Origin of the sequence: Sphingopyxis sp. C-1 (assembly GCF_001047015.1) — a bacterium.
In the GTDB taxonomy this organism is placed as follows: domain Bacteria; phylum Pseudomonadota; class Alphaproteobacteria; order Sphingomonadales; family Sphingomonadaceae; genus Sphingopyxis.
The window spans coordinates 330,442-349,880 of the sequence record NZ_BBRO01000001.1; the positions used below are offsets into that span (position 1 = coordinate 330,442).

Annotated in this window: 19 protein-coding genes; 9 read left to right on the top strand and 10 right to left on the bottom strand. The window is 65.1% G+C overall.

Going from position 1 to position 19,439, the window contains the following annotated elements; translation table 11 throughout:
• Nucleotides 1-113: 113 nt before the first annotated feature.
• Both SC1_RS01360 and SC1_RS01365 read right to left on the bottom strand, forming a co-directional pair.
• Nucleotides 114-491, bottom strand: a complete 378-nt coding sequence (locus SC1_RS01360; protein ID WP_062176570.1) for a histidine triad nucleotide-binding protein — start codon at nucleotides 489-491, stop codon at nucleotides 114-116.
• An 11-nt stretch (nucleotides 492-502) separates the two neighbouring features.
• Nucleotides 503-835 (bottom strand): phosphoribosyl-ATP diphosphatase, encoded by a 333-nt coding sequence (locus SC1_RS01365; protein ID WP_062176573.1) that lies wholly within the window; start codon nucleotides 833-835, stop codon nucleotides 503-505.
• Nucleotides 836-1,013: 178 nt separating this feature from the next.
• Here SC1_RS01365 and SC1_RS01370 point away from each other — a divergent pair, with 178 nt between their 5' ends.
• On the top strand, nucleotides 1,014-4,088 hold the full coding sequence (locus SC1_RS01370; RefSeq protein WP_062176576.1) for a TonB-dependent receptor domain-containing protein: 3,075 nt from the start codon (nucleotides 1,014-1,016) through the stop codon (nucleotides 4,086-4,088).
• Between the two features lie 319 nt (nucleotides 4,089-4,407).
• On the opposite strand, the gene SC1_RS01375 is transcribed toward SC1_RS01370, so the two are convergent.
• Nucleotides 4,408-4,677: a hypothetical protein gene (locus SC1_RS01375; RefSeq protein WP_062183329.1), complete on the bottom strand. Its 270-nt coding sequence runs from the start codon at nucleotides 4,675-4,677 to the stop codon at nucleotides 4,408-4,410.
• Nucleotides 4,678-4,955: 278 nt separating this feature from the next.
• Between SC1_RS01375 and SC1_RS01380 the strand changes: the two genes are divergently transcribed.
• Both SC1_RS01380 and SC1_RS01385 read left to right on the top strand, forming a co-directional pair.
• Complete coding sequence (locus SC1_RS01380; protein WP_238586529.1) at nucleotides 4,956-6,428, top strand: ATP-binding protein; 1,473 nt, start codon at nucleotides 4,956-4,958, stop codon at nucleotides 6,426-6,428.
• 193 nt (nucleotides 6,429-6,621) lie between these two features.
• Nucleotides 6,622-8,106 (top strand): heme peroxidase family protein, encoded by a 1,485-nt coding sequence (locus SC1_RS01385; RefSeq protein ID WP_062176579.1) that lies wholly within the window; start codon nucleotides 6,622-6,624, stop codon nucleotides 8,104-8,106.
• A 46-nt stretch (nucleotides 8,107-8,152) separates the two neighbouring features.
• Here the strand turns inward: SC1_RS01385 and SC1_RS01390 are convergent, their stop codons facing one another.
• Nucleotides 8,153-8,350 carry a DUF1192 domain-containing protein gene (locus tag SC1_RS01390; protein WP_062183336.1) on the bottom strand — a complete coding sequence of 66 codons (198 nt, stop codon included), beginning with the start codon at nucleotides 8,348-8,350 and terminating at the stop codon, nucleotides 8,153-8,155.
• Nucleotides 8,351-8,489: 139 nt separating this feature from the next.
• Here SC1_RS01390 and SC1_RS01395 point away from each other — a divergent pair, with 139 nt between their 5' ends.
• Nucleotides 8,490-9,470 (top strand): NAD(P)H-quinone oxidoreductase, encoded by a 981-nt coding sequence (locus tag SC1_RS01395; protein ID WP_062176582.1) that lies wholly within the window; start codon nucleotides 8,490-8,492, stop codon nucleotides 9,468-9,470.
• Nucleotides 9,471-9,544: 74 nt separating this feature from the next.
• On the top strand, nucleotides 9,545-10,111 hold the full coding sequence (locus SC1_RS01400) for a hypothetical protein (RefSeq protein ID WP_062176585.1): 567 nt from the start codon (nucleotides 9,545-9,547) through the stop codon (nucleotides 10,109-10,111).
• A gap of 31 nt (nucleotides 10,112-10,142) precedes the next feature.
• Here SC1_RS01400 and SC1_RS01405 read toward each other — a convergent pair whose 3' ends face one another.
• On the bottom strand, nucleotides 10,143-10,499 hold the full coding sequence (locus SC1_RS01405) for a hypothetical protein (protein ID WP_062176588.1): 357 nt from the start codon (nucleotides 10,497-10,499) through the stop codon (nucleotides 10,143-10,145).
• Between the two features lie 271 nt (nucleotides 10,500-10,770).
• On the opposite strand from SC1_RS01405, the gene SC1_RS01410 reads away from it, so the two are divergent.
• The 3 genes from SC1_RS01410 (at nucleotide 10,771) to SC1_RS01420 (ending at nucleotide 13,600) form a co-directional block, all read left to right on the top strand.
• Entirely contained in the window at nucleotides 10,771-11,403 is a 633-nt protein-coding gene (locus SC1_RS01410; protein ID WP_062183339.1) for a DUF1013 domain-containing protein, read from the top strand.
• Between the two features lie 122 nt (nucleotides 11,404-11,525).
• Nucleotides 11,526-12,665, top strand: coding sequence for an MBL fold metallo-hydrolase (locus SC1_RS01415; RefSeq protein ID WP_062176590.1), 1,140 nt, complete (start codon nucleotides 11,526-11,528; stop codon nucleotides 12,663-12,665).
• The gene (locus SC1_RS01420; protein ID WP_238586530.1) at nucleotides 12,665-13,600 is read left to right on the top strand and encodes a TraB/GumN family protein; all 936 of its coding nucleotides are present in this window, start codon (nucleotides 12,665-12,667) and stop codon (nucleotides 13,598-13,600) included. Before SC1_RS01415 ends, SC1_RS01420 begins: the two co-directional genes overlap by 1 nt.
• Before the next feature lie 7 nt (nucleotides 13,601-13,607).
• Here SC1_RS01420 and SC1_RS01425 read toward each other — a convergent pair whose 3' ends face one another.
• The gene (locus SC1_RS01425; protein WP_062176593.1) at nucleotides 13,608-13,883 is read right to left on the bottom strand and encodes a hypothetical protein; all 276 of its coding nucleotides are present in this window, start codon (nucleotides 13,881-13,883) and stop codon (nucleotides 13,608-13,610) included.
• Nucleotides 13,884-14,015: 132 nt separating this feature from the next.
• Here SC1_RS01425 and SC1_RS01430 point away from each other — a divergent pair, with 132 nt between their 5' ends.
• The gene (locus SC1_RS01430) at nucleotides 14,016-15,197 is read left to right on the top strand and encodes a YdiY family protein (protein ID WP_238586531.1); all 1,182 of its coding nucleotides are present in this window, start codon (nucleotides 14,016-14,018) and stop codon (nucleotides 15,195-15,197) included.
• Here the strand turns inward: SC1_RS01430 and SC1_RS01435 are convergent.
• The 4 genes from SC1_RS01435 to SC1_RS01450 form a co-directional block, all read right to left on the bottom strand.
• On the bottom strand, nucleotides 15,194-15,649 hold the full coding sequence (locus tag SC1_RS01435; protein ID WP_062176595.1) for a VOC family protein: 456 nt from the start codon (nucleotides 15,647-15,649) through the stop codon (nucleotides 15,194-15,196). The genes SC1_RS01430 and SC1_RS01435 overlap by 4 nt on opposite strands.
• Before the next feature lie 10 nt (nucleotides 15,650-15,659).
• Complete coding sequence (locus SC1_RS01440) at nucleotides 15,660-17,195, bottom strand: M20/M25/M40 family metallo-hydrolase (RefSeq protein WP_062176598.1); 1,536 nt, start codon at nucleotides 17,193-17,195, stop codon at nucleotides 15,660-15,662.
• 92 nt (nucleotides 17,196-17,287) lie between these two features.
• Complete coding sequence (locus SC1_RS01445; protein WP_062176601.1) at nucleotides 17,288-17,779, bottom strand: hypothetical protein; 492 nt, start codon at nucleotides 17,777-17,779, stop codon at nucleotides 17,288-17,290.
• Between the two features lie 19 nt (nucleotides 17,780-17,798).
• Complete coding sequence (locus tag SC1_RS01450; RefSeq protein WP_062176604.1) at nucleotides 17,799-19,322, bottom strand: fumarate hydratase; 1,524 nt, start codon at nucleotides 19,320-19,322, stop codon at nucleotides 17,799-17,801.
• Between the last annotated feature and the right edge of the window lie 117 nt (nucleotides 19,323-19,439).

The following is a 19,439-nucleotide window of genomic DNA, read 5'->3' on the forward strand; positions in this document are numbered from 1 at the left end:
GACATCATCCTGCTGGAAAAGGGGGGCAAAGTCCACCCGTCGCCGCGCATGGCGCACGGTTAGTCGCGGTGCGGGAAAATGCTGTGACGGCGGTCATAGACGGCGCCCGAATATCAGCGCGCGAGCATCGGTCCGAGCTTTTGCCCCGCGAAAATATGGACGTGGAGGTGCGGGACTTCCTGGTGGCTGTCGACGCCGATATTCGCGAGCAGGCGGTAGCCGGGGGCGACGAGGCCCTGATCGCGTGCGACCTGGCCCACTGCGCGGACGAAGCCCGCGATCTCGGCATCGCTGCCGCGCTCCGAAAAATCGTCCCAGCTCACATAGGCGCCCTTGGGGATCACGAGGATGTGGAGCGGCGCCTGCGGGTTGATGTCGTGGAAGGCGAGCGCAAACTCATCCTCATAGACGGTTTTCGACGGCAGTTCGCCGCGCAGGATGCGCGCGAAAATATTGCTGTCGTCATAGGGAAGCGTCGCGTCGATCGGCATAAGGAGAGCTCCTATTGAGGGCGGCTGGCTTTTTCGGCGTGACCCGAGGTGCCGTGGCGGCGGTCGAGCTCGGCGGCGATCATGTCCCACGTCAGCCCGCGCTCGGCGATCAGGATGGAAAGGTGGAAGACGAGGTCGCTCGCCTCGCCGATCAGCGCGGGATCATCCTCGCTGACGGCAGCGATCACCGCCTCGACGGCTTCTTCGCCCAGCTTTTGCGCGATCTTGCCGCGGCCTTTTGCGGCGAGGCTCGCCACATAGGAAGCGTCGGCCGCGCCCGCCGCGAGCCGGTCGTGGATGACCGCTTCCAGCCGTCCCAGCGTCTCGCCCATTGCCCTGCTCATCGCCCGATCCCTTCGCGCCGCTCATTCGCCAGCGTGCCTAGCCGCGCCGCGCCGTCCCGACAAGCGGGGCGGCGGCGCCGCGAAAACTTACTGCAGCGTAAACCATATCGAAACGCCTGTTCGCGTAGCTTCCGCCCTGCCGGGGGGCGGGATCAACTTTGGAAATCGGACGAAGATTATGAAAATGGGCACGGAGCCTTCGGTGTTTCTGGCAGCGACTGCCTCGGTGATCGCGCTCGCGGCTTCGCCCGCAGCGGCGCAGAGCGGTGACGAAATCGTCGTCACGGGCTCGCGCATCGCGAAGAGCGAATTTACCAGCGCCGACCCGATCCAGATCATCGATCCCGAGAGCGCGAAGCTGCAGGGGCTGGTCCAACTGGCCGATGTCCTGCAGTCGACCCCCGCAGCGCAGGGATCGATCCAGATCACCTCGGCGATTTCGAACCGCTTCGTCGCCAATGGCGGGAATGATGTGCAGACGGTGTCGCTGCGCGGGCTGGGTGCCGAGCGCACGCTGGTGCTGATCAACGGCCGCCGCGCAGGCCCTGCGGGGGTTCGTGGTTCGGTTGCGCCGTTCGATCTCAACGTACTGCCGCTTTCGGTCGTGCGGCAGGTTGAGGTGCTGAAGACGGGCGCCTCGTCAATCTATGGTTCGGACGCCGTCGCCGGCGTCGTCAACATCCTGACCCGCAACGACCTGAACGGCTTTGAGGGCGGCGGTTTTTCGTCGGTCACCGAGCATGGCGGCGGTGAAAGCTATGGCGTCGACGCGAGCTTTGGCAAGACGTTCGATCGCGGCCATTTTTTCGCGACGGTCGATTATTTCCGCCAGCAGAGCCTGACCCGCCGCGACCGCGGTTTCCTTTTCTGCGCCGAAGAATATCTGAAGCGCGAGGCCGACGGCAGCCGCGCCGACATCGTCGATTTCCGCACCGGCCGCCCGCAGTGCAGCGGCACGATTGGCAATGCGATCGCCTTCAGCGATTTCACCGGCGTCGATCAAAACGGCTTTCCGGCATTTGAGCCTGGGCTGTTCGCCCCGAACGGCCAGCTGATCCCTTACGGCCAATATGGCGCCGAATTCGCGGGCGTCGGCATGCCGATCAACGTCTATAATCCGATCGGCGTCTTTGGCCCCGCCAATTTCTTCGGGCTCAATTTCGACGGCCCCTCGACCGGCGCGCTCAACAAATTCACCCCCGCCGAGCAGGATATGGACGTGTTTTCGGGGGTGAAGCGCATCAGCGCCTTCGCCGAGGGCGCCTATGACGTGACCGACGGCATAACGCTTTATGGCGAAGCATTGTTCAGCAACCGCAAGTCGCACAACAACAGCTTTCAAGTGATGACGGTCGACCAGTTCACCGGCGCGTCGATGCTGCCCTTTTTCCTCTGCGACCCGACCGCATATAATTGCGACCCCAATGACATGGGCGACCCGTTCAACGCGGAGTTCGGCGGCAACCTCATCCTGCGTCCGCAGATAGTGGTGAAGTCGGAAAGCAGCACCGATGTCGACTATTATCGGGGCGTGCTTGGCCTGCGCGGCGAGATCGCCGGCGGCTGGAAATGGGATGTCAGCGGTCAGCACAGCCGTTCGGACGCGAGCTATACGCAGGATGTGATCTATCAGGACGCACTCGCGTCGCAGACCTTCCGCACGCGATCGTGCGCCGGGACGACGACGGCGATCCGCGGCGTGCCGTGCATCGATATCGACTTCACCGATCCGCGCGTGCTGCGCGGCGATTTCACACCGGCCGAGCGCGCATTCCTGATGGGCCGCGAGACGGGCCGGACCCTATTCAAGCAGACCTCTGCCGAGGCGTTGCTGACGGGCAAGCTGTTCAACCTGCCCGCGGGGCCGGTCGGCGTGGCGTTCGGCGCGAATATCCGCCGCGACGAGATCAACGACACGCCGGGCGAGGCAACGCTTGCCGGCAATGTCGCCAATTTCACGACCTCCGGCATCACCGCGGGGCACACCGTGTCGAAGGAACTCTTCGGTGAGGTCGAAGTGCCGCTGCTCGAAGGCGTGCCGATGATCGAGCGGCTGACGCTGTCGGGTGCGGCGCGCTATACGCATGTCGAGGCGACGCGCGGCGACGGTGTGCAGGACAAGTATAGCGATACGACCTGGAAGGTCGGCGCCGACTGGGCGGTGACCGACTGGCTGCGCTTCCGCGGCACATGGGGCACTTCGTTCCGCGCGCCCGCGCTGTTCGAGCTGTTCCTCAACGACCAGACCGGCTTCCTTGGCCAGCAGGCGATCGACCCGTGCATCCAGACCGGCGCGCGGCTGGCTGCGGGAGCGATCACCCAGCGCATCTTCGACAATTGCGCCGCCGACGGCATCAGCCCGACCTTCGCCGGCGGCTTCGGACCGGCGGTCATCGCATCGGGCGGCGGCATCGGTCAGCTCAAGCCCGAAACCTCGACCGCCAAAACGGTGTCGGTCATCCTCACCCCCGATTTGTCGGGTGCGCTGTGGGGCGGACTCAAGACGCGGCTAGCGGTCGACTATTTCGATATCGAGGTGAAGGACGAGATCACTTTGCTCGGCGCCGGCAATATCCTGCGCGGCTGTTATGACTCCGACGTCGCCGACGAGCCGCTGTGCGGCCTGTTCACGCGTACCGCCACGGGCCCCGATGCGCAGAGCGTCGCCACCGTCACCGACCGTTATGTCAACATCAGCCGCCAGTGGAACCGCGGCGTCGACCTGTCGCTTGCGATCGATCAGGATCTGGGCAAGCTCGGTTCGCTCGCCTTCCGCGCGCAGATGACCTGGCAGGTGAAGGACAAGGTCGCGCTCTTCCCCGGCACCGAGGTCAATGACAATGGCAAGATCGGCAATCCGAAATGGGTCGGCGATTTCAATCTTGGCTGGATGAAAGACGGCTGGACGCTCTTCTATGGAATCGACGTCACCGGCGCGGCTTCGAATGAAGCGGATCTGCTGAAGGCGCAGGGCGGCGATGCATGCCGCACCTCAAGCTTCCGTCCGGGCGGGCGCTTCTGCCCCGACGTCAGCGTGCCCGCGACCTTCTATCACTCGCTGTCGCTGAGCCGCGATGTTGCCGAGCGGTTCCGCATCACGCTTGGCGTCGCGAATCTGTTCGACACCCCGCCGCCGCGCGTATCGACCGTCATCACCGCGACGCCGCTGGTTATCGGGCAGGCGCCGGCGTTCGGCACGCAATATGATTATCTGGGGCGCCGCTTTTTCCTGAGCGTGCGCGGCAAGATTTAGCGCTGAGACATTGTACTCCCCGGCGAAGGGGGGGACATCTCTATCGCCTGATTTCCGCCGTTTCTTGTCTCTCGTCATCCCGGGCTTGATCCGGGATCCCGCTTTTTGACGCATTCACTGACTTCGACCTCAAGCGGGACCCCGGATCAAGTCCGGGGTGACGAGGATATATAGAGCAGCTCCCGGTTGCTCCCTGCCTTTCGTCATCCCAGGCTTGACCCGGGATGCCGCTTTTCTTCCGCACGGACTGGCTTCGATTTCAAGCGTCACCCCGGATCAGGTCCGGGGTGACGAGGAAAGATTGGGCGATTTCGGGCCCTTAGCCGGCTTCGGCTTCGCCCGACCTGTCGACCAAATCCATAAAGTCGCGCGCCACGTTGCGCTCGCCCTCGTCCTTGAAGGCGACGTCGAGGTCGGGCGCGACGCCGAGCATGTACATCAACGCCCAAAGCGCGAAGCGGCGGCCGGGATTGGTTTCGAGCCCGAAGTCGACGCGCATGCGTTCGGTGCCCGCGGCGTGGGCCTCCGGGTGGATCGCCGCAATGTCGGCGGTTCCGAAATAGCGGCGGAGCTGGTCGTCGAAATCCATGATCGAGTCTTTGGCCGAATTTGGCCGATTGGAAAACCCCATCGGAGCTCATTGCCCGCCCCCTTTGATGGGCGAGGCTGCGAGACTTGCGAACTTGTTCGCTAGTCGCAGCGGTGGGGGTGCGGTTGCGCCCCTGAACTTTGGTTGAAGGACGCACCATCACCCCCATCCAACTTCACCTAGTCGCTTCGCGACAAGGCTGCGTATCCTTCCCCCATCGAGGGGGAAGGGTGTCGATGCGGTTGTCTTTGCCCGAGCGCCCCGATAGGGCGGCGCCTGTGAAGACCAGCATCGACATCGGGACCGACGCCGCGGGGCAGGGCGTACGCATCGACGTGCAGGAACTGCTCGCGACGCGCCTGCTCGTCCAGGGCAATTCGGGGTCGGGCAAGTCGCATCTTCTCCGCCGCATCCTGGAGGAAAGCGCCGAACTGGTGCAGCAGATCGTGATCGATCCCGAGGGCGATTTCGTGACGCTTGCCGACGCGTACAGCCATGTCGTGATCAACGGCGGCGATTATAACGAGCGCGAGATCGCCGCGATGGGCGCGCGCATCCGCGAGCATCGCGCGTCGATCATCCTCAGCCTGGAATCGCTCGATATCGAGGCGCAGATGACCTGTGCCGCGGCGTTTTTGAACGCGCTGTTCGATGCGCCGCGCGAGCATTGGTTCCCCGCGCTGGTCGTGGTCGACGAGGCGCAGATGTTCGCGCCGAGCGTCGCGGGCGACGTCGCCGACAATGTTCGCCGCGCGAGCCTGTCGGCGATGACGAACCTGATGTGCCGCGGGCGCAAGCGCGGTCTGGCCGGGGCGATCGCGACGCAGCGGCTGGCCAAGCTTGCGAAGAATGTCGCCGCCGAGGCGAGCAATTTCCTGATGGGGCGCACCTTTCTGGACATCGACATGGCGCGCGCCGCCGACCTGCTCGGCATGGAGCGGCGGCAGGCCGAGGCGATCCGCGACCTGGAGCGCGGGCATTTCCTGGGGCTCGGCCCCGCGATCTCGCGCCGGCCGATCGCCGTGCGCATCGGTTCGACGCAGACCTCGACGCGCCTTGGGACGCACGGCCTGATGCCGCTGCCGTCGGCGGGGGGCGAGGATATGCGATCGATGCTGTTCACCGAGATGGAGGCGCCGGTCGCCCCGCGCGTCTTTGCGCCCGAACCCGAACCGGTCGCGGCAAGCGAGTTGTTGGAGCGGATCGCGGCGAGCGAAGGGCTGCACGAGGATCTCGATGCGCCGCCGGTGCTCAACATCATCGACGCGGTCGAGGAAGCCGAGCAAAGCGATGCGGTGGTGATCGAGACTTTGCAGGAAATGCTGTCCGACCCCGATTGCGCGTTTCAGCCCGAATCCTTCCTCTATCAGGATTTTTCGGTGCGCTGCCGGATGCAGAAGCTGAAGAAGGTGCCGCTCGACCTTGCCGCCTTTCGCCGTCGCTTCGCCTTGGCGAAGGGTGGGGTGTTCGACCCCGCCGAGCCGCGTTGGCGTGAGATGCTCGCCGTCGCCGACCGGCTGCCGCACGACATGTTCGCGCCCTTTCTGCAGATCGCGCGCGCCGCGATGGACGGCGAACCCTGTCCCGACGACGAGATCCTCGGCCGCGCCTATGGCAGCCGATCGCCGGGGCGCATCCGCCGCCTGGTCGAATATATGGAAAAGCAGGGCGTGATCGTCGTGCGCGCCGATTTCGGTGGCCGGCGGTCGATCGGCATCCCCGAACTCGGGCTGAGCACCGAGGCCGAATAGGCGAACCCTCATTCCGTCGCGATTCCGCCGCGACCGGGCATGTTAATCGCGAATTAGGCACCTAAAATCTTGGGACCGGGCGCGGATCGGCGCAATCCGGTCCGCAGGTTCGCGCCTAAAACAGCGGATGCCAGCTCTCCTTGGTGGGTGGATCGTCCCGAATCCAGACCATAACCATAGAGGAGAGACTGCCATGCCTCGTCACGGCGTATATCCGCGCGACATCGTTCCGCCGCGCTCCAAATATTCCGATGCTGGCCGCTTTGGCCGAATGTTCGGCGAATTGCCGCCCTTTGCCGCCGACACCCCCGATGTACGCGCCGCGCTGATGGAAATCGGCAAGGTGGGCGGGATCATGGATGCCAAGGACAATCTGACCAAGACCCCCGCCGAACTGATCACCAACCCGGCGCTTTCGGCGAAGAATAGCGACAATCCGACGCTGACTGCGGGGTTCACCTTTCTCGGCCAATTCCTTGACCATGATATGACCTTTGACCCGACATCGAGCCTCGAGCGGCAGGTCGATCCCGAACAGATCGCCAATTTTCGCACCCCAAGCCTTGGCCTCGACAATGTGTATGGCGCGGGACCCGGCGGCAGTCCGCATCTGTACGACACGCAGGGCGGCAAGGGCGGCAAGTTCCTGCTCGAGCCGACAGGGACGGCGAACAAGTTCGACGTGCCGCGCAACAGCCAGAAAGTCGCGCTGATCGGCGACCCGCGCGACGACGAGAATCTGATCATCAGCCAGCTTCAGGTCGCGTTCCTGAAGTTTCACAATGAAGTCGTCGAATATGTGAAGACCAAGATCAAGCTGACCGGTTCGGACGAGATTTTCGCGGAGGCGCAGCGGATCGTGCGCTGGCATTATCAGTGGATCATCGTCCATGAATTCCTGCGCAAGACGTGCGGCGACGCGGTGGTCGACGATGTGCTGACGAACGGCCGCAAATATTATAGCTGGCACAACGAGCCTTATATCCCGGTCGAATTTTCGGTCGCTGCCTATCGTTTCGGGCACAGCCAGGTGCGGCCGTCGTATCGCGCGAATTTCACCGGCAATGGCGGCAGTCCGTTCTTTGCGATGATCTTTACCCCGACGCCGTCGGATCCGAACGATCCCGACGATCTGTCGGGCGGCTGCCGCGCGCCGCGGCGCTTCGTCGATTGGCCGACCTTCTTCGATTTCAGCGACGGCAATGTGAAACCGAACAAGAAGATCGATTCCACTTTGTCGACTTCGTTGTTCCGCCTGCCGGGATCGGTCGTGCCCAACCCCGATGCGAAATCGAACCCGGCCTCGCTCGCGCAGCGCAATCTGCTCCGCCACCTGACCTTTTCGCTGCCGTCGGGACAGCGGGTGGCGCGCGCGATGAAGCTGCCCGAATTGTCGAAGGGCGATCTTGCCGACCTCAAGCCGCATGGTTTCGACGACCGGACGCCGCTGTGGTTCTATATCCTGCGCGAGGCGCAGGTGACGCAAAATGGCGAGCGGTTGGGGCCGGTCGGGGCGCGGATCGTCACCGAGGTGTTCCTGGGGCTGCTACAGGGCGACAAGGGATCCTATCTGTCGCAGGACCCCGAATGGCAGCCGTTCCTGCCGACGGTCGACGCTTCGAAGAAAGGCGACGACTTTCGGATGATCGACCTGCTTCGCTACGCAGAGGTCGCGTAAGGGGCGATGTCGCCGGCGTCCCTTGCGGGCGTCGGCGATTTCCCGTTCAGCTCTTACGGAACAGCGCTTCGGCGGCGGCCTTCTGGCTCGTCGCGGCGCTGCGATGCGCCTTGATGCGCGCAATCTCTCCCTCGAGCGCGGCGATGCGGTCGTCGAGTTCGTCGACCGACAGCGGATCGAGCGGCTGTCTGGTCAGCGCCGTCAACACATCGTCGCGGCGGCGGGGAAGGTCGTCATCGTCCACGCGCATCCTCCTGATCCTGAGGCCGAAAAGGCGCGCGACTGTTGACCCGTGTCGCAGCACTGTCAATAAGGCGGGGCAGGGGTGCGGGAATGAGTGGACCAGTGGGGGATTGTACCAAGTGACGAGCGTGCCAGCAGAAATGACCGCCATCGCCATCAGCGAGCCCGGCGGACCCGAGGTTTTGCAACCGCAGACGCGGCCCGTACCGCAGCCCGGACCCGGCGAAGTGCTGATCCGCGTCGCCGCCGCAGGGGTCAATCGCCCCGACGTGTTGCAGCGCATGGGCTTTTACCCGCCGCCGCCGGGCGCATCGGACCTTCCCGGGCTGGAGGTTGCGGGCACGGTGGTCGCGGTCGGCCCGGGCGGCGATCCCGAACTCCTCGGCCAGGCGGTGTGCGCGCTGATCGCGGGCGGCGGCTATGCCGAATATTGCACCGCGCCGGTCGGTAGCTGCCTGCCGGTGCCCAAGGGCTTTTCGATGGAAGAGGCGGCGGCGCTGCCCGAAACCGTCTTTACCGTGTGGCATAATCTGTTCGAGCGCGGCTATGTCCGCGACGGCGAGACCGTGCTGGTCCATGGCGGCACCAGCGGCATCGGCACGACCGCGATCGGCCTTTGCAAATTGTTCGATGTGCGGATCATCGTGACCTGCGGCAGCGCTGAGAAATGCGCCGCGGCGACCGCTCTCGGCGCCGATCTTGCCGTCGACTATTCGGCGGAGGATTATGTCGAGGCGGTGAAGGGCTTTACCAATGGCAGGGGCGTCGACGTCGTGCTCGACATGGTCGGCGGCGATTATCTGCCGCGCAATCTTGCCTGCCTTGCCGAAGACGGCCGCCATGTCTCGATCGCTTTCCAGCGGGGCGCCAAGGGCGAGTTCGACATCGCCGATGTGATGCGCCGCCGGCTGACGCTGACGGGTTCGACGCTCCGCGCGCGCAGCGCCGATTTCAAGGCGTCGCTCGCCGACGAGATTCACCGCACGCTTTGGCCGCGCCTTGCCGAGGGCCGATGGAAGCCGGCGATGGACCAGACCTTCCCGCTTGCCGAGGCAAGCGCCGCGCATGCGCGGATGCAGGCGGGCGAGCATGTGGGGAAGATCGTGCTGACGGCGGGATGAGCCGAGGGAACATTCGGTATCGATCGGCGGTTAGGCGACCGGGGGGGCTAATCAAAAGAGGATGATCTCTCCCGATGAAGATGCGTAGCCTGTTCCTGCCCGCCACCGCGCTCTCCCTTGTCCTTGCAGCCTGTTCCCAGCCCGCCGAAACCGAAAAGGCGCCGACCGCATCCTATGACGGCGACGTCGTGCCCGCGGGCAAAGCGGCCGAGCCCGCCGTTCCCGCGATCAAACCCGTCGATATCCCGACGCGCGGCGGCGACGGGTCGCCGATCGAACTGGCGGCGCTGACCGAAGCCGATGTCGGCGGGGCGAAGCTGAAGGGCGAGCTTGCGTGCAGCTTTGCCGCCGACGAAGCCGCGCAGCCGATCCTGCACGCGCAGGGCGACGTCGCCTCGGCCGACCCGTCGCGCGGGATCGTCAAGGTCGGCGATACGATTGAAGCCGTGTCGGCGAACGGCGGTTTCGATGCGATGGCAAAGGGCACCAAATTCTTTGGCAAGGGGCTGCAGCTTCGCATCGCGCTGGTCGGCCCGGCGCAGGGCGGCGGTGAGTCGCCGCCGCGCCCCGCGACGCTGACCGCCGACCGCGCCGACGGCGCGCAGCGCGTCTTCGCAGGGCTGTGGCGCTGCGGTCCGTAGGCGCGGGCTCGGTTACCGCGCCCCGAGCTTGTTAGCAGTAGGGATCGCAGCCGGCCGAGGCGCGCGACCGGTCGATCGTGGTGTGGGTCTCGTCCTGCGCATCGCGGGCAATCCGCTCGCGATCCTCGCGCGTCAGGCAAACCCGCGTCACCTTGGCCAGCGATCCCGTGACCGACGACTGGCGACAGGTGATGTAATAGGGATGGTTCGGGGGCAGCTTTGCATTGAAGGCACGGATTTCAGCCCGCGACATCGCGGGCACGTCGGGGCGGGCGATCCCGTCCGCCGTTGCCGTAGCCGGCGCCGCGGCGGGCGCCGCAGTCGCACCAGACATGGTGGCAAGTGCGAGGCCGCCTGCCAGAACGGCTGCCGTTGCGAAATATTTCATGACCGTATTTCCCCCAAATGGCTTGCTGTTTCCGGCCGTCCCCGCGCGGCCGGGTGTCTGTCAGACTGATTAGCTTGAGCAAAATCGCGCGGCAACAATATTTGCGCATAGGGGCGGGGCGCCCGCGAACGGCGGTCTTTTCACCCTTATGCTTGCCCCATGGGGCAAACAGGTCTACATCAGCCGCCGAACGGCCGCCCCGCGAGGGGCGGCCCTTATTATTTCCGCTTGGAGACTTTTCGTCATGGCCAATGCCGACGCCACCCCGCTGATGCCGCATGCGACCGCCGCCTGGCTGGTCGACAACACCGGCCTGACCTTTGTGCAGATCGCCGAATATTGCGGCATCCATATCCTGGAAGTGCAGGCGATCGCCGACGAGACCGCCGCGACCAAATATACCGGCCGCGACCCTGTCCGCGCGCACGAGCTGTCGATGGAAGAGATCGACAAGGGACAGAAGGACCCCAATTACAAGCTGAAGATGAGCAAGCAGGCGCAGGACACGATTCGTCGTACCCGGGGCCCGCGCTATACCCCGGTCAGCAAGCGCCAGGACAAGCCCGACGGCATCGCGTGGATTCTGAAGAACCACCCCGAAGTGTCCGACGGCGCGATCAGCAAGCTGATCGGCACCACGCGCAACACCATCGGCGCGATCCGCGACCGCAGCCACTGGAACAGCGCGAACATCGTGCCGAAGGATCCGGTGACGCTTGGTCTCTGCTCGCAACGCGAACTCGACGCGCTGGTCGCCAAGGCGGCGAAGAAGGCGGGCATCAAGGCCCCCGAGGACAGCCGTTTCGAGGGCGACCGCGAAGCGCTGCTGGAAGAGCTGCGCGCCGAACGCACCGCCGCGAACGAAGCGCGCGCCGCCGAAGAGGCCAGCGAAGAACAGGCCTGACGGCTTGGTTGCGATCTGCCCCTTGCTCGTCATTGCGAGCGAAGCGAAGCAATCCAGTGCGGTTTACGCAATCATGGATTGCCGCGTCGCTTCGCTCCTCGCAATGACAACGGGAGGTTGAGATGGGTCAAGGTGACGAGGATAATATTCCGGCGGCCAGCGGTTCGCCGGATGCCTCGCTGACCCAGGACGACAGCTTTACCGCGACCAGTCACGCGGGCCTCACCTATCCATGGGGCGAGGCTGCGCCCGGCGCGGGCGAGACGATCCGCATCGCGAACGGGATCAGTTGGGCACGCATCCCGATGCCGGGGTCGCTGGGCCATATCAACAGCTGGCTTCTCGACGACGATGCCAATGGGGAGGAGGGCGGCGTAGCCGTCGTCGATACCGGCATCTGCCTGACCATGTGCTCCGATGCGTGGAAGGCGCTTTATGCCGGGGCGCTGAAGGACAAGCGCATCACGCGCGTCATCGGCACGCACCTGCACCCCGACCATATCGGCCTCGCGGGCTGGATCGCGAAGAAGCAGGATGTGAAGCTGTGGATGACACGCGGCGAGATGCTCACCGCGCGCGCGATCGTCGCCGATTCTTCCGATACCGCGCCCGACGAGGTGCTCACCCAGTCGCGCGCCGCAGGGTGGGACGAGGCCGCGATCGAGACGCAGCGCAGCCGCGGCTGGAACATGTTCCAGCGCATGATCTTCACGCTGCCGCGATCCTATGTGCGGATCGCGGACGGCGAGACGCTCGACATGGGCGTGCATCGCTGGCGCGTCGTCACCGGGTCGGGGCATAGCCCCGAACATGCGTGCCTGTGGAACGAGAAAGAGGGCGTGCTCGTCTCGGGCGATCAGGTGCTGCCGCGGATCAGTTCGAACGTGTCGGTCAACATCACCGAACCCGACGCCGATCCCCTGGGCGAGTGGCTCGCGTCGATCGACAAATTGCTCGCCACGGTGCCTGCCGATGTCGTTACCTGTCCCGCGCATGGCGAGCCGTTCAAGGGGCTGCACGTCCGCCTGATGGCGCTGCGCGACGAGCACCGGATGCGGCTCTATAATCTGGCCGAAGCGGCGGCGAAGTCGCCGATGCGCGCGGTCGACAGCTTTCCCCTGCTCTTCAACCGCCCGATCGGCGAGCATAATCAGGGGCTGGCGACGGGCGAGGCGCTCGCGCATCTGAAGCGGCTTGAAGTCGAGGGTCGCGTGAAGCGCGAAGACCGCGACGGCGTGTGGTGGTATCACGGGGTAGCGTGATGCGCGGGTCCGGTTTCTGGTTGGGCGTCGCGATCGTCGCGATGCCCGTTCCCCTTTGGGCAAACGAGCCGGCGGCCACCGACGAGGCCAATGAAGAGATCGTCGTCACCGCACGCCGATCGGGCGCGCCGATGTGGACGATCGAGACGCGCGCCGGCGTCGTCATCCTCGTCGGCGAGATCGCGGCGGTTCCGAAAGCCACGCCCTGGCGCCCCGAACGGCTGGAAGGCGCGACCGACCGGGCGCAGCGCGTCATCCTAGGCACCAAGGCGAAAGTGTCGCCGGGCGACATCTTGCGGCTGATCTTCAAGGGCGGCGGGCTCACCAAATTACCGAAGGGGCGCGTCGCCGCCGACTATCTGACCGCCGATCAGCTCAAGCGGCTTCGTGCGCTCGAAACGCGGTTCGATCAGGATTATGCGCGCTCGAATTTCCTGATGACGGCGTTCGACCTTTTGTCGAAGCGGCTTTCCTTCAACAAGGACAGCGCCGACGACGCCTCCGACGTCGTGCGCAAGGCGGCGCGGCAGTCGAAGATTCCAACCCGCCCCGTCGGCGAGGTGCGCGGCGAGGACATGCTCGACAATCTGTTCGCCGCAGCGCCCGAAACGCACATCCCATGCCTGGAAGCCGCGATGGCGGCGACGGAAGCGGGCGGCGATATCGTGATGGAGCGCGGGCGCGCATGGACCGAGTTCGATGTTCCCGCGGTGATGGCGAGCCCGCTCGAAGAGGCACTCGGGCGCTGCTGGCCGTGGACCAACGACGGCTTCGGCCCCGAACTGCGTCAGACCTGGGTCGGTGCGATCCGCGAGGCGACCGCGCAACCCGGCGTGACGCTTGCGGTCGTTCCGCTGCGCATCCTTGCCGAAGACGGCGGGGTGCTCGACCTGCTGAAGGCGCAGGGGCTGCCGATCACCGGCCCCGCCTGGTAGGCGCGACTTATCGCGGTCTTTGCATGATCCAACTGAACGCCATCGCGTTGAAGATGGTGTAGAGGCCATAGAGCATCAGCGCGGTGAACCAGTTTCGCGTCGCGATCGCCATCGCGCCGACGAGCAGCAGGAATTCGAAGACGTAGGTGATGTTCGGCCCGACCTTGTCCGCGAGCGGCTTCACCATCTGCTGGATCAGCGGATCGTCGCTTTCCATGAAGGCGCGATGCATCGCGAAATTGCCGACCCCGGCACAGAAAATGGCGATGAGCGCGATGAGCATAGGTTTGCAGATGGGGGACGCGGGGTGGAAATGCCAGCAACATTCGGGTTATAGGGGCGCACCGTTCGCGTACCGGCCCCGCGCGAACGATCGAACGAACCCGGCTTCTGCCCCCAGAGAAGGACGTCTTCGGTGACAGCTCTCCCCCGACTGGCCGCGCTTTGCCTGCCATTTGCTCTCGCCATTCCGTCGGCGCACGCGATGCAGGATCCCGAAGAGTCGCTTCAGCCGAACCCGTTGCTCGTCGATCCGGTGCTGGGCAATCCGATCCCGACCGCGCTCGTGCCGCTCGATCCCGATCTGCCCGTTGCGGTGCGCGCGATGATCGACGCCGCCTTCGCGAGCGGCGACAATGACGATGTCGAGGCGGTGGCAAAATTCGCCCGGCGGACCAATCCCGCCAATATCGGCGAGATCGACGCGCTGCTCGCTTATTATCGCAGCGGGCATCCGCCGGAGACGCCGCCCGACCCGATAGGCAATATGCTGGCGGCCGCGATGGCGAGCGCGAAGGATGCCGATGTCGAGGCGGTCGGCAAGCTCGCGAAGGAAACCAATCCCGAGAATGCGGCGGAGATCGAGGAACGGCTGCTCGCCTATCGCGCCGAACGCAAGCGGCTGCGCGACGAGGTGGCGGCGGCCGAACGCGCGAAACTGGCGGCCGCGAAATTCTGGCAGAACTGGAAGGGCGAAGGGCAGATCGGCGCGTCGCAGAGCAGCGGCAACACCGAATCCGTCGGGCTGAGCGCCGGCCTAGCGCTGGCGCGCAAGGGGATCGACTGGACGCACAAGATGCGCGCGCAGGCCGACTATCAGCGCACCAATGGCCAGACGTCGGTCGAACGCTATCTGGCCGAGGTGGAACCGCAATATCGGATCAACGACCGCACCTTTGCCTACGGCCTCGGCCGCTGGGAACATGATCGCATCCTTGGATATGACACGCGCTGGAACCTGTCGGGCGGGCTCGGTTACAAGGTGATCGACAACAAGAAGATGACGCTCAGCCTGAAAGGCGGACCGGCGTTCCGCCAGACCGATTTCGTCAGCGGCGAAGAGGACACCGAACTGACCGCGCTCGCGGGGCTCGATTTCGGCTGGCAGATATCGCCGACGCTGCGGCTGACGCAGGTCGCATCGACGATCATCGGCGAAGCTAACGGGTCGACCAGTTCGCAGACCGCGCTCAGCGCCAAGCTGACCGGCGCGCTGTCGGCGCGGATTGCCTATTCGGCGCAGATCGACACGAGCCCGCCGCCGGGGATCGAAAGCGTCGACACCCAGACGCGCTTTACTTTGGTGTACGGCTTTTAATCGAACGCGTTCGCGGCGCCGATCTGCTCGCCTTCGGCAAGCAGGCCGACGCCGGGGACATGATTGAATTCGATACGAATGCCGTCGGGATCCTCGAACAGCACCGAATAATAGCCGGGCGCCCAGGGTTCTTCCTGCGGTTCGTGGACGATGCGGATATCGTCGCGGCGCGCGAGGAAGCCATGCACCGCGTCGACCGCCGCGCGGTCGCGCATCCGGAAGCAGGCGTGGTGCAGGCCGGGCGCCCCCTGATCGAAGCGCTTTCCGGCGTTTTCTAGGCTGCCGGTACGGATGCCGATCGCGGTGCGGCCGCCGACGCCATAGAGCATATGCTCGCTATCCAGAACGACCTTCAACTCCAGATGGGCGATCATCGCGCGCCAGAAGGCGGTCGAGCGCGCGAAATCGCCCGCGGTCAGGATGACGTGCGCGACGCCGTTGAGGCCGCTCATTTGCCGCTCCCTATTTGATCGCTGCCAGCACGTAGAGGAATTCGGCGAAGCCCATCGTCGCGTCGACAAGACCGGCGACCTTGGGATTTGTCGAATCGATGAGGAAATATTCGTCGGGGGCATGCGCGCCCGACCCGTGGCCGATGCCGAAATGCGCTGCGGGAATCGATACCGGCGGCGACGTGAAGGTCGAGCCCGGCCAGCTTCCCGCCATCCGCGGGTTGATGCTCGTTTCGATCCCCAGCTTCTTGTAAGTCGCGAGTTCCGAGCGGACGAGACGGCTGTCCTCGGCGACCTCGGTCGGGTCATAGCCGCCCGAGACATTCACCTCGACATCGGTGAAGCCATGTTTGTCGAGATGCGCGCGCAGCTTCTTTTCGGCCTCGGCGCGCGTCTGGTTGGGGACGAGGCGCAGGTCGAGCTTCGCGACCGCCTTGCCGGGCAGGACCGTCTTGCCGCCAGGGCCGGTGTAGCCCGCAACCAGCCCCTCGATATTGACCGTCGGCTCCTGCGCGAGGCGGATCAGCGCATCGTCGTAGGAGAGGTTATCGATCCAGTGGGTGACGCCGAGCGCCGCTTTCTGCTGCGCTTCGTCGCCCGCCTTCGCGGCTTCGCGGATCAGCGTTTTCTCGCGGTCGGTGAGCGGGCGGACATTTTCGAACCAGCCCTCGATCGCGGGTTTGTTGCCATCGGGGGTGACGAGCGTCTGGAGCGCCTGCACCAGCCGCCACGCGGGCGAATCGACCATCGCTTTCAGGCTCGAATGCACGTCGCCCTTTGGCCCGCGGCCCCATTTCTCGCCGCTGGCGATCAGTTCGAGTTCGATGATCCCCTTCGACCCCAGGTTGACCGTGACATTCCCGGTCTTCCCCTGCGAAGCGAAGGGGATGAAAATGCCCTCGCATTTCTTGAGCGCGGCGAGGATGTTGGGCTTGGTCGCGATCTGGCGGAAATGCGGCGAGCCGATCTCTTCCTCGCCCTCGCACACGAGCACGATGTTGACGGGCAGCTTGCGTCCGGCGGCGCGGATCGCGTGGAGTGCGGCGAGGAAGGTTGCCTCGGGCCCCTTCTGATTCACCGCGCCGCGGCCCATGATCGCCTGTCCGAAACCGGGGCGCTCGACCATCTTGCCCTCGAGCGGCGGCGACGACCATTCGGCGGGGTCGAACTGTTTGACGTCGTACATGAAATAGATGCCGAGCGTGCGCTTGGCGCCGACGTCGATCGTGCCGAAGACGCCGGGATGGCCGTCGGTGGGTACGATCTCGACATTCGTGAAGCCCGCGTCTTTCGCGAGTTCGGCCATATAGGCCGCGCCTTCGGGCATGCTGCGGTTTTCGGCGGCGATCGAGGGGAGTGCGATCCAGTCGCGGATACGCTTGATCGAGGCATCCTTGCCGGCTTCGGCAGCCTTGCGGATATCCGTCATCGTCCCCGACTGCGCCCAGAGCGGCAAGGGCTGCATGAAGGCGGCGCCCGCCCCGAGCATCGCGGTACCGCGCAGCATGTCGCGGCGGTTCAGTCGGTTAAGCTCACGAAAATCCATCATGCGTCCCCTGCCTGCTTCGTATACGAACCAGTGTGCCGATCCCGCGGAGAAACGCAAGCGCGTGTCGGCGACTTACTGTTACCCGGCCGTTACGTCAGCGGACGCGCGTCGATTTCGCGGGCGAGGAAGGCGAGAATCTTGGCCTTGTCCTCGGCCGGGTCGGGCTGTGCGCGAAAGGCGGCGAGCCCGGCAAAGATCATCAGCAGCGGAATGCCTGCGAAGATCGTCGCGAACAGGCCGGCGCCGGGGATGTAGAGAAAGGCGAGCACCCCGCCGATCACGAACAGCGACAGGAAGCCGACCCATATATAGGGGAAATAGCGCGCCCCGGCCGGCGCGCCGAACGTGCCGGTGATCCGCGTGCCGCCCTTGTACGATTCCATCACCGCGTCGAGCACCGGTTCCATGTTGGTGCGCGTGTCGCGCTGGCGATAGCGCAGCGTCATCTCGCGCTCGCTTCCCTTGCCGAACACACGCGCCTTCGCGCCCGGCATCGGGTCGTCCATGATCCGCTTGAGCGTGCGCGCGATCTGCTCGGGCGAATGGGGGGCGTAGAGGTCGATGGGGTCGTGGATCGACATCGTTTCGCCCTCCCGCCGTTTACGCCTTCTCCAGCAACCCCTCGTCCGCGATCCGCTTTTGCCATAGCTTTGGCGCGTTGACGTGGACATTCTGGCCTTCGCTGTCGACCGCGACGGTGACGGGGAAGTCGCTCACTTCGAATTCGTAGATCGCCTCCATACCAAGGTCGGCGAAGCCGACGACCTTGCTGCCCTTGATCGCGCGGGCGACCAGATATGCCGCGCCGCCGACCGCCATCATATAGGCGCTCTTGTGCTTGGCGATCGCGTTGGTCGCGGAGGGGCCGCGTTCGGCCTTGCCGACGCAGGCGAGCAGGCCCTGATCGAGCATCATGTCCATGAACTTGTCCATGCGCGTCGCGGTCGTCGGGCCGGCGGGGCCGACGATTTCTTCGCCGACGGGATCGACCGGCCCGACATAATAGATGACGCGGCCCTTGAACTCGACGGGCAGTTTTTCGCCCTTCGCCAGCATGTCGGCGATGCGCTTGTGCGCCGCGTCGCGGCCGGTGAGCATCTTGCCGTTGAGGAGCAGGCGGTCGCCCTGCTTCCAGCTTGCGACGACTTCGGGGGTCAGATTGTCGAGGTCGACGCGGATTGCGGCCTTGTCGGGCGCCCAGTCGATCTGAGGGTAGTCGGCGAGTACCGGCGGTTCGAGGAAGGCCGGGCCGCTGCCGTCGAGGGTGACGTGTGCGTGGCGCGTCGCGGCGCAGTTCGGGATCATCGCGACGGGCTTTGACGCGGCATGCGTCGGCCAGTCGGCGATCTTGATGTCGAGCACGGTCGCGAGTCCGCCCAAGCCCTGCGCGCCGATGCCGAGCGCGTTGACCTTTTCATACAGCTCGATGCGCAATTCTTCGGTCGGGTTCGACGGACCGCGCGCGAGCAGCTCGGTCATGTCGATCGGGTCCATCAGCGATTGTTTGGCGAGCAGCATTGCCTTTTCGGCGGTGCCGCCGATGCCGATGCCGAGCATGCCCGGCGGGCACCAGCCGGCGCCCATCTGCGGGACCATTTCGAGCACCCAGTCGACGATGCTGTCGCTGGGGTTCATCATCTTGAACTTCGACTTATTCTCGCTGCCGCCGCCCTTCGCGGCGACGTCGATGTGAACCTTGGCGCCGGGCACCATTTCGACGTTGAGCACCGAGGGCGTGTTGTCCTTGGTGTTGACGCGGCTGAACGCCGGATCGGCGAGGATCGAGGCGCGAAGCTTGTTGTCGGGGTGGAGATACGCCTTGCGGACGCCTTCATCGACGACCTGCTGCAGGCTGCGCGGGCTGTCGAGGCGGCAGTCCATGCCCCATTTGATGAAGACGGTGACGATGCCGGTGTCCTGGCAGATCGGGCGGTGGCCCTCGGCGCACATGCGGCTGTTCGACAGGATCTGCGCCATCGCGTCCTTCGCGGCAGGCGACACTTCGCGTTCATAGGCGGCGCCCAGCGCGCGGATATAATCCATCGGATGGAAATAGCTGATGTACTGGAGCGCGTCGGCGATCGTTTCGATCAGATCGTCTTCGCGGATGATCACGGTGTTCATGTGCAGCCTTTCGCCCTTTTTGGGGATTCGCGGTTTCCCTAGACCTGCACGGCCGGAGTGAAAAGGGGCGTCAGGCGCCGGGGCGGCCAAAGACGCGCCGCGCCCACGCATGGGCGC

Coding starts and splice junctions, on each gene's coding strand:
- SC1_RS01395 (WP_062176582.1), top strand. CDS start 8,490: ATGACCGCCATCGCCATCAGCGAGCCCGGCGGACCCGAGGTTTTGCAA.
- SC1_RS01410 (WP_062183339.1), top strand. CDS start 10,771: ATGCCGCATGCGACCGCCGCCTGGCTGGTCGACAACACCGGCCTGACC.
- SC1_RS01405 (WP_062176588.1), bottom strand. CDS start 10,499: ATGAAATATTTCGCAACGGCAGCCGTTCTGGCAGGCGGCCTCGCACTT.
- SC1_RS01365 (WP_062176573.1), bottom strand. CDS start 835: ATGAGCAGGGCAATGGGCGAGACGCTGGGACGGCTGGAAGCGGTCATC.
- SC1_RS01450 (WP_062176604.1), bottom strand. CDS start 19,322: ATGAACACCGTGATCATCCGCGAAGACGATCTGATCGAAACGATCGCC.
- SC1_RS01445 (WP_062176601.1), bottom strand. CDS start 17,779: ATGTCGATCCACGACCCCATCGACCTCTACGCCCCCCATTCGCCCGAG.
- SC1_RS01385 (WP_062176579.1), top strand. CDS start 6,622: ATGCCTCGTCACGGCGTATATCCGCGCGACATCGTTCCGCCGCGCTCC.
- SC1_RS01415 (WP_062176590.1), top strand. CDS start 11,526: ATGGGTCAAGGTGACGAGGATAATATTCCGGCGGCCAGCGGTTCGCCG.
- SC1_RS01375 (WP_062183329.1), bottom strand. CDS start 4,677: ATGGATTTCGACGACCAGCTCCGCCGCTATTTCGGAACCGCCGACATT.
- SC1_RS01440 (WP_062176598.1), bottom strand. CDS start 17,195: ATGGATTTTCGTGAGCTTAACCGACTGAACCGCCGCGACATGCTGCGC.
- SC1_RS01435 (WP_062176595.1), bottom strand. CDS start 15,649: ATGAGCGGCCTCAACGGCGTCGCGCACGTCATCCTGACCGCGGGCGAT.
- SC1_RS01400 (WP_062176585.1), top strand. CDS start 9,545: ATGAAGATGCGTAGCCTGTTCCTGCCCGCCACCGCGCTCTCCCTTGTC.
- SC1_RS01360 (WP_062176570.1), bottom strand. CDS start 491: ATGCCGATCGACGCGACGCTTCCCTATGACGACAGCAATATTTTCGCG.
- SC1_RS01425 (WP_062176593.1), bottom strand. CDS start 13,883: ATGCTCATCGCGCTCATCGCCATTTTCTGTGCCGGGGTCGGCAATTTC.
- SC1_RS01370 (WP_062176576.1), top strand. CDS start 1,014: ATGAAAATGGGCACGGAGCCTTCGGTGTTTCTGGCAGCGACTGCCTCG.
- SC1_RS01420 (WP_238586530.1), top strand. CDS start 12,665: ATGCGCGGGTCCGGTTTCTGGTTGGGCGTCGCGATCGTCGCGATGCCC.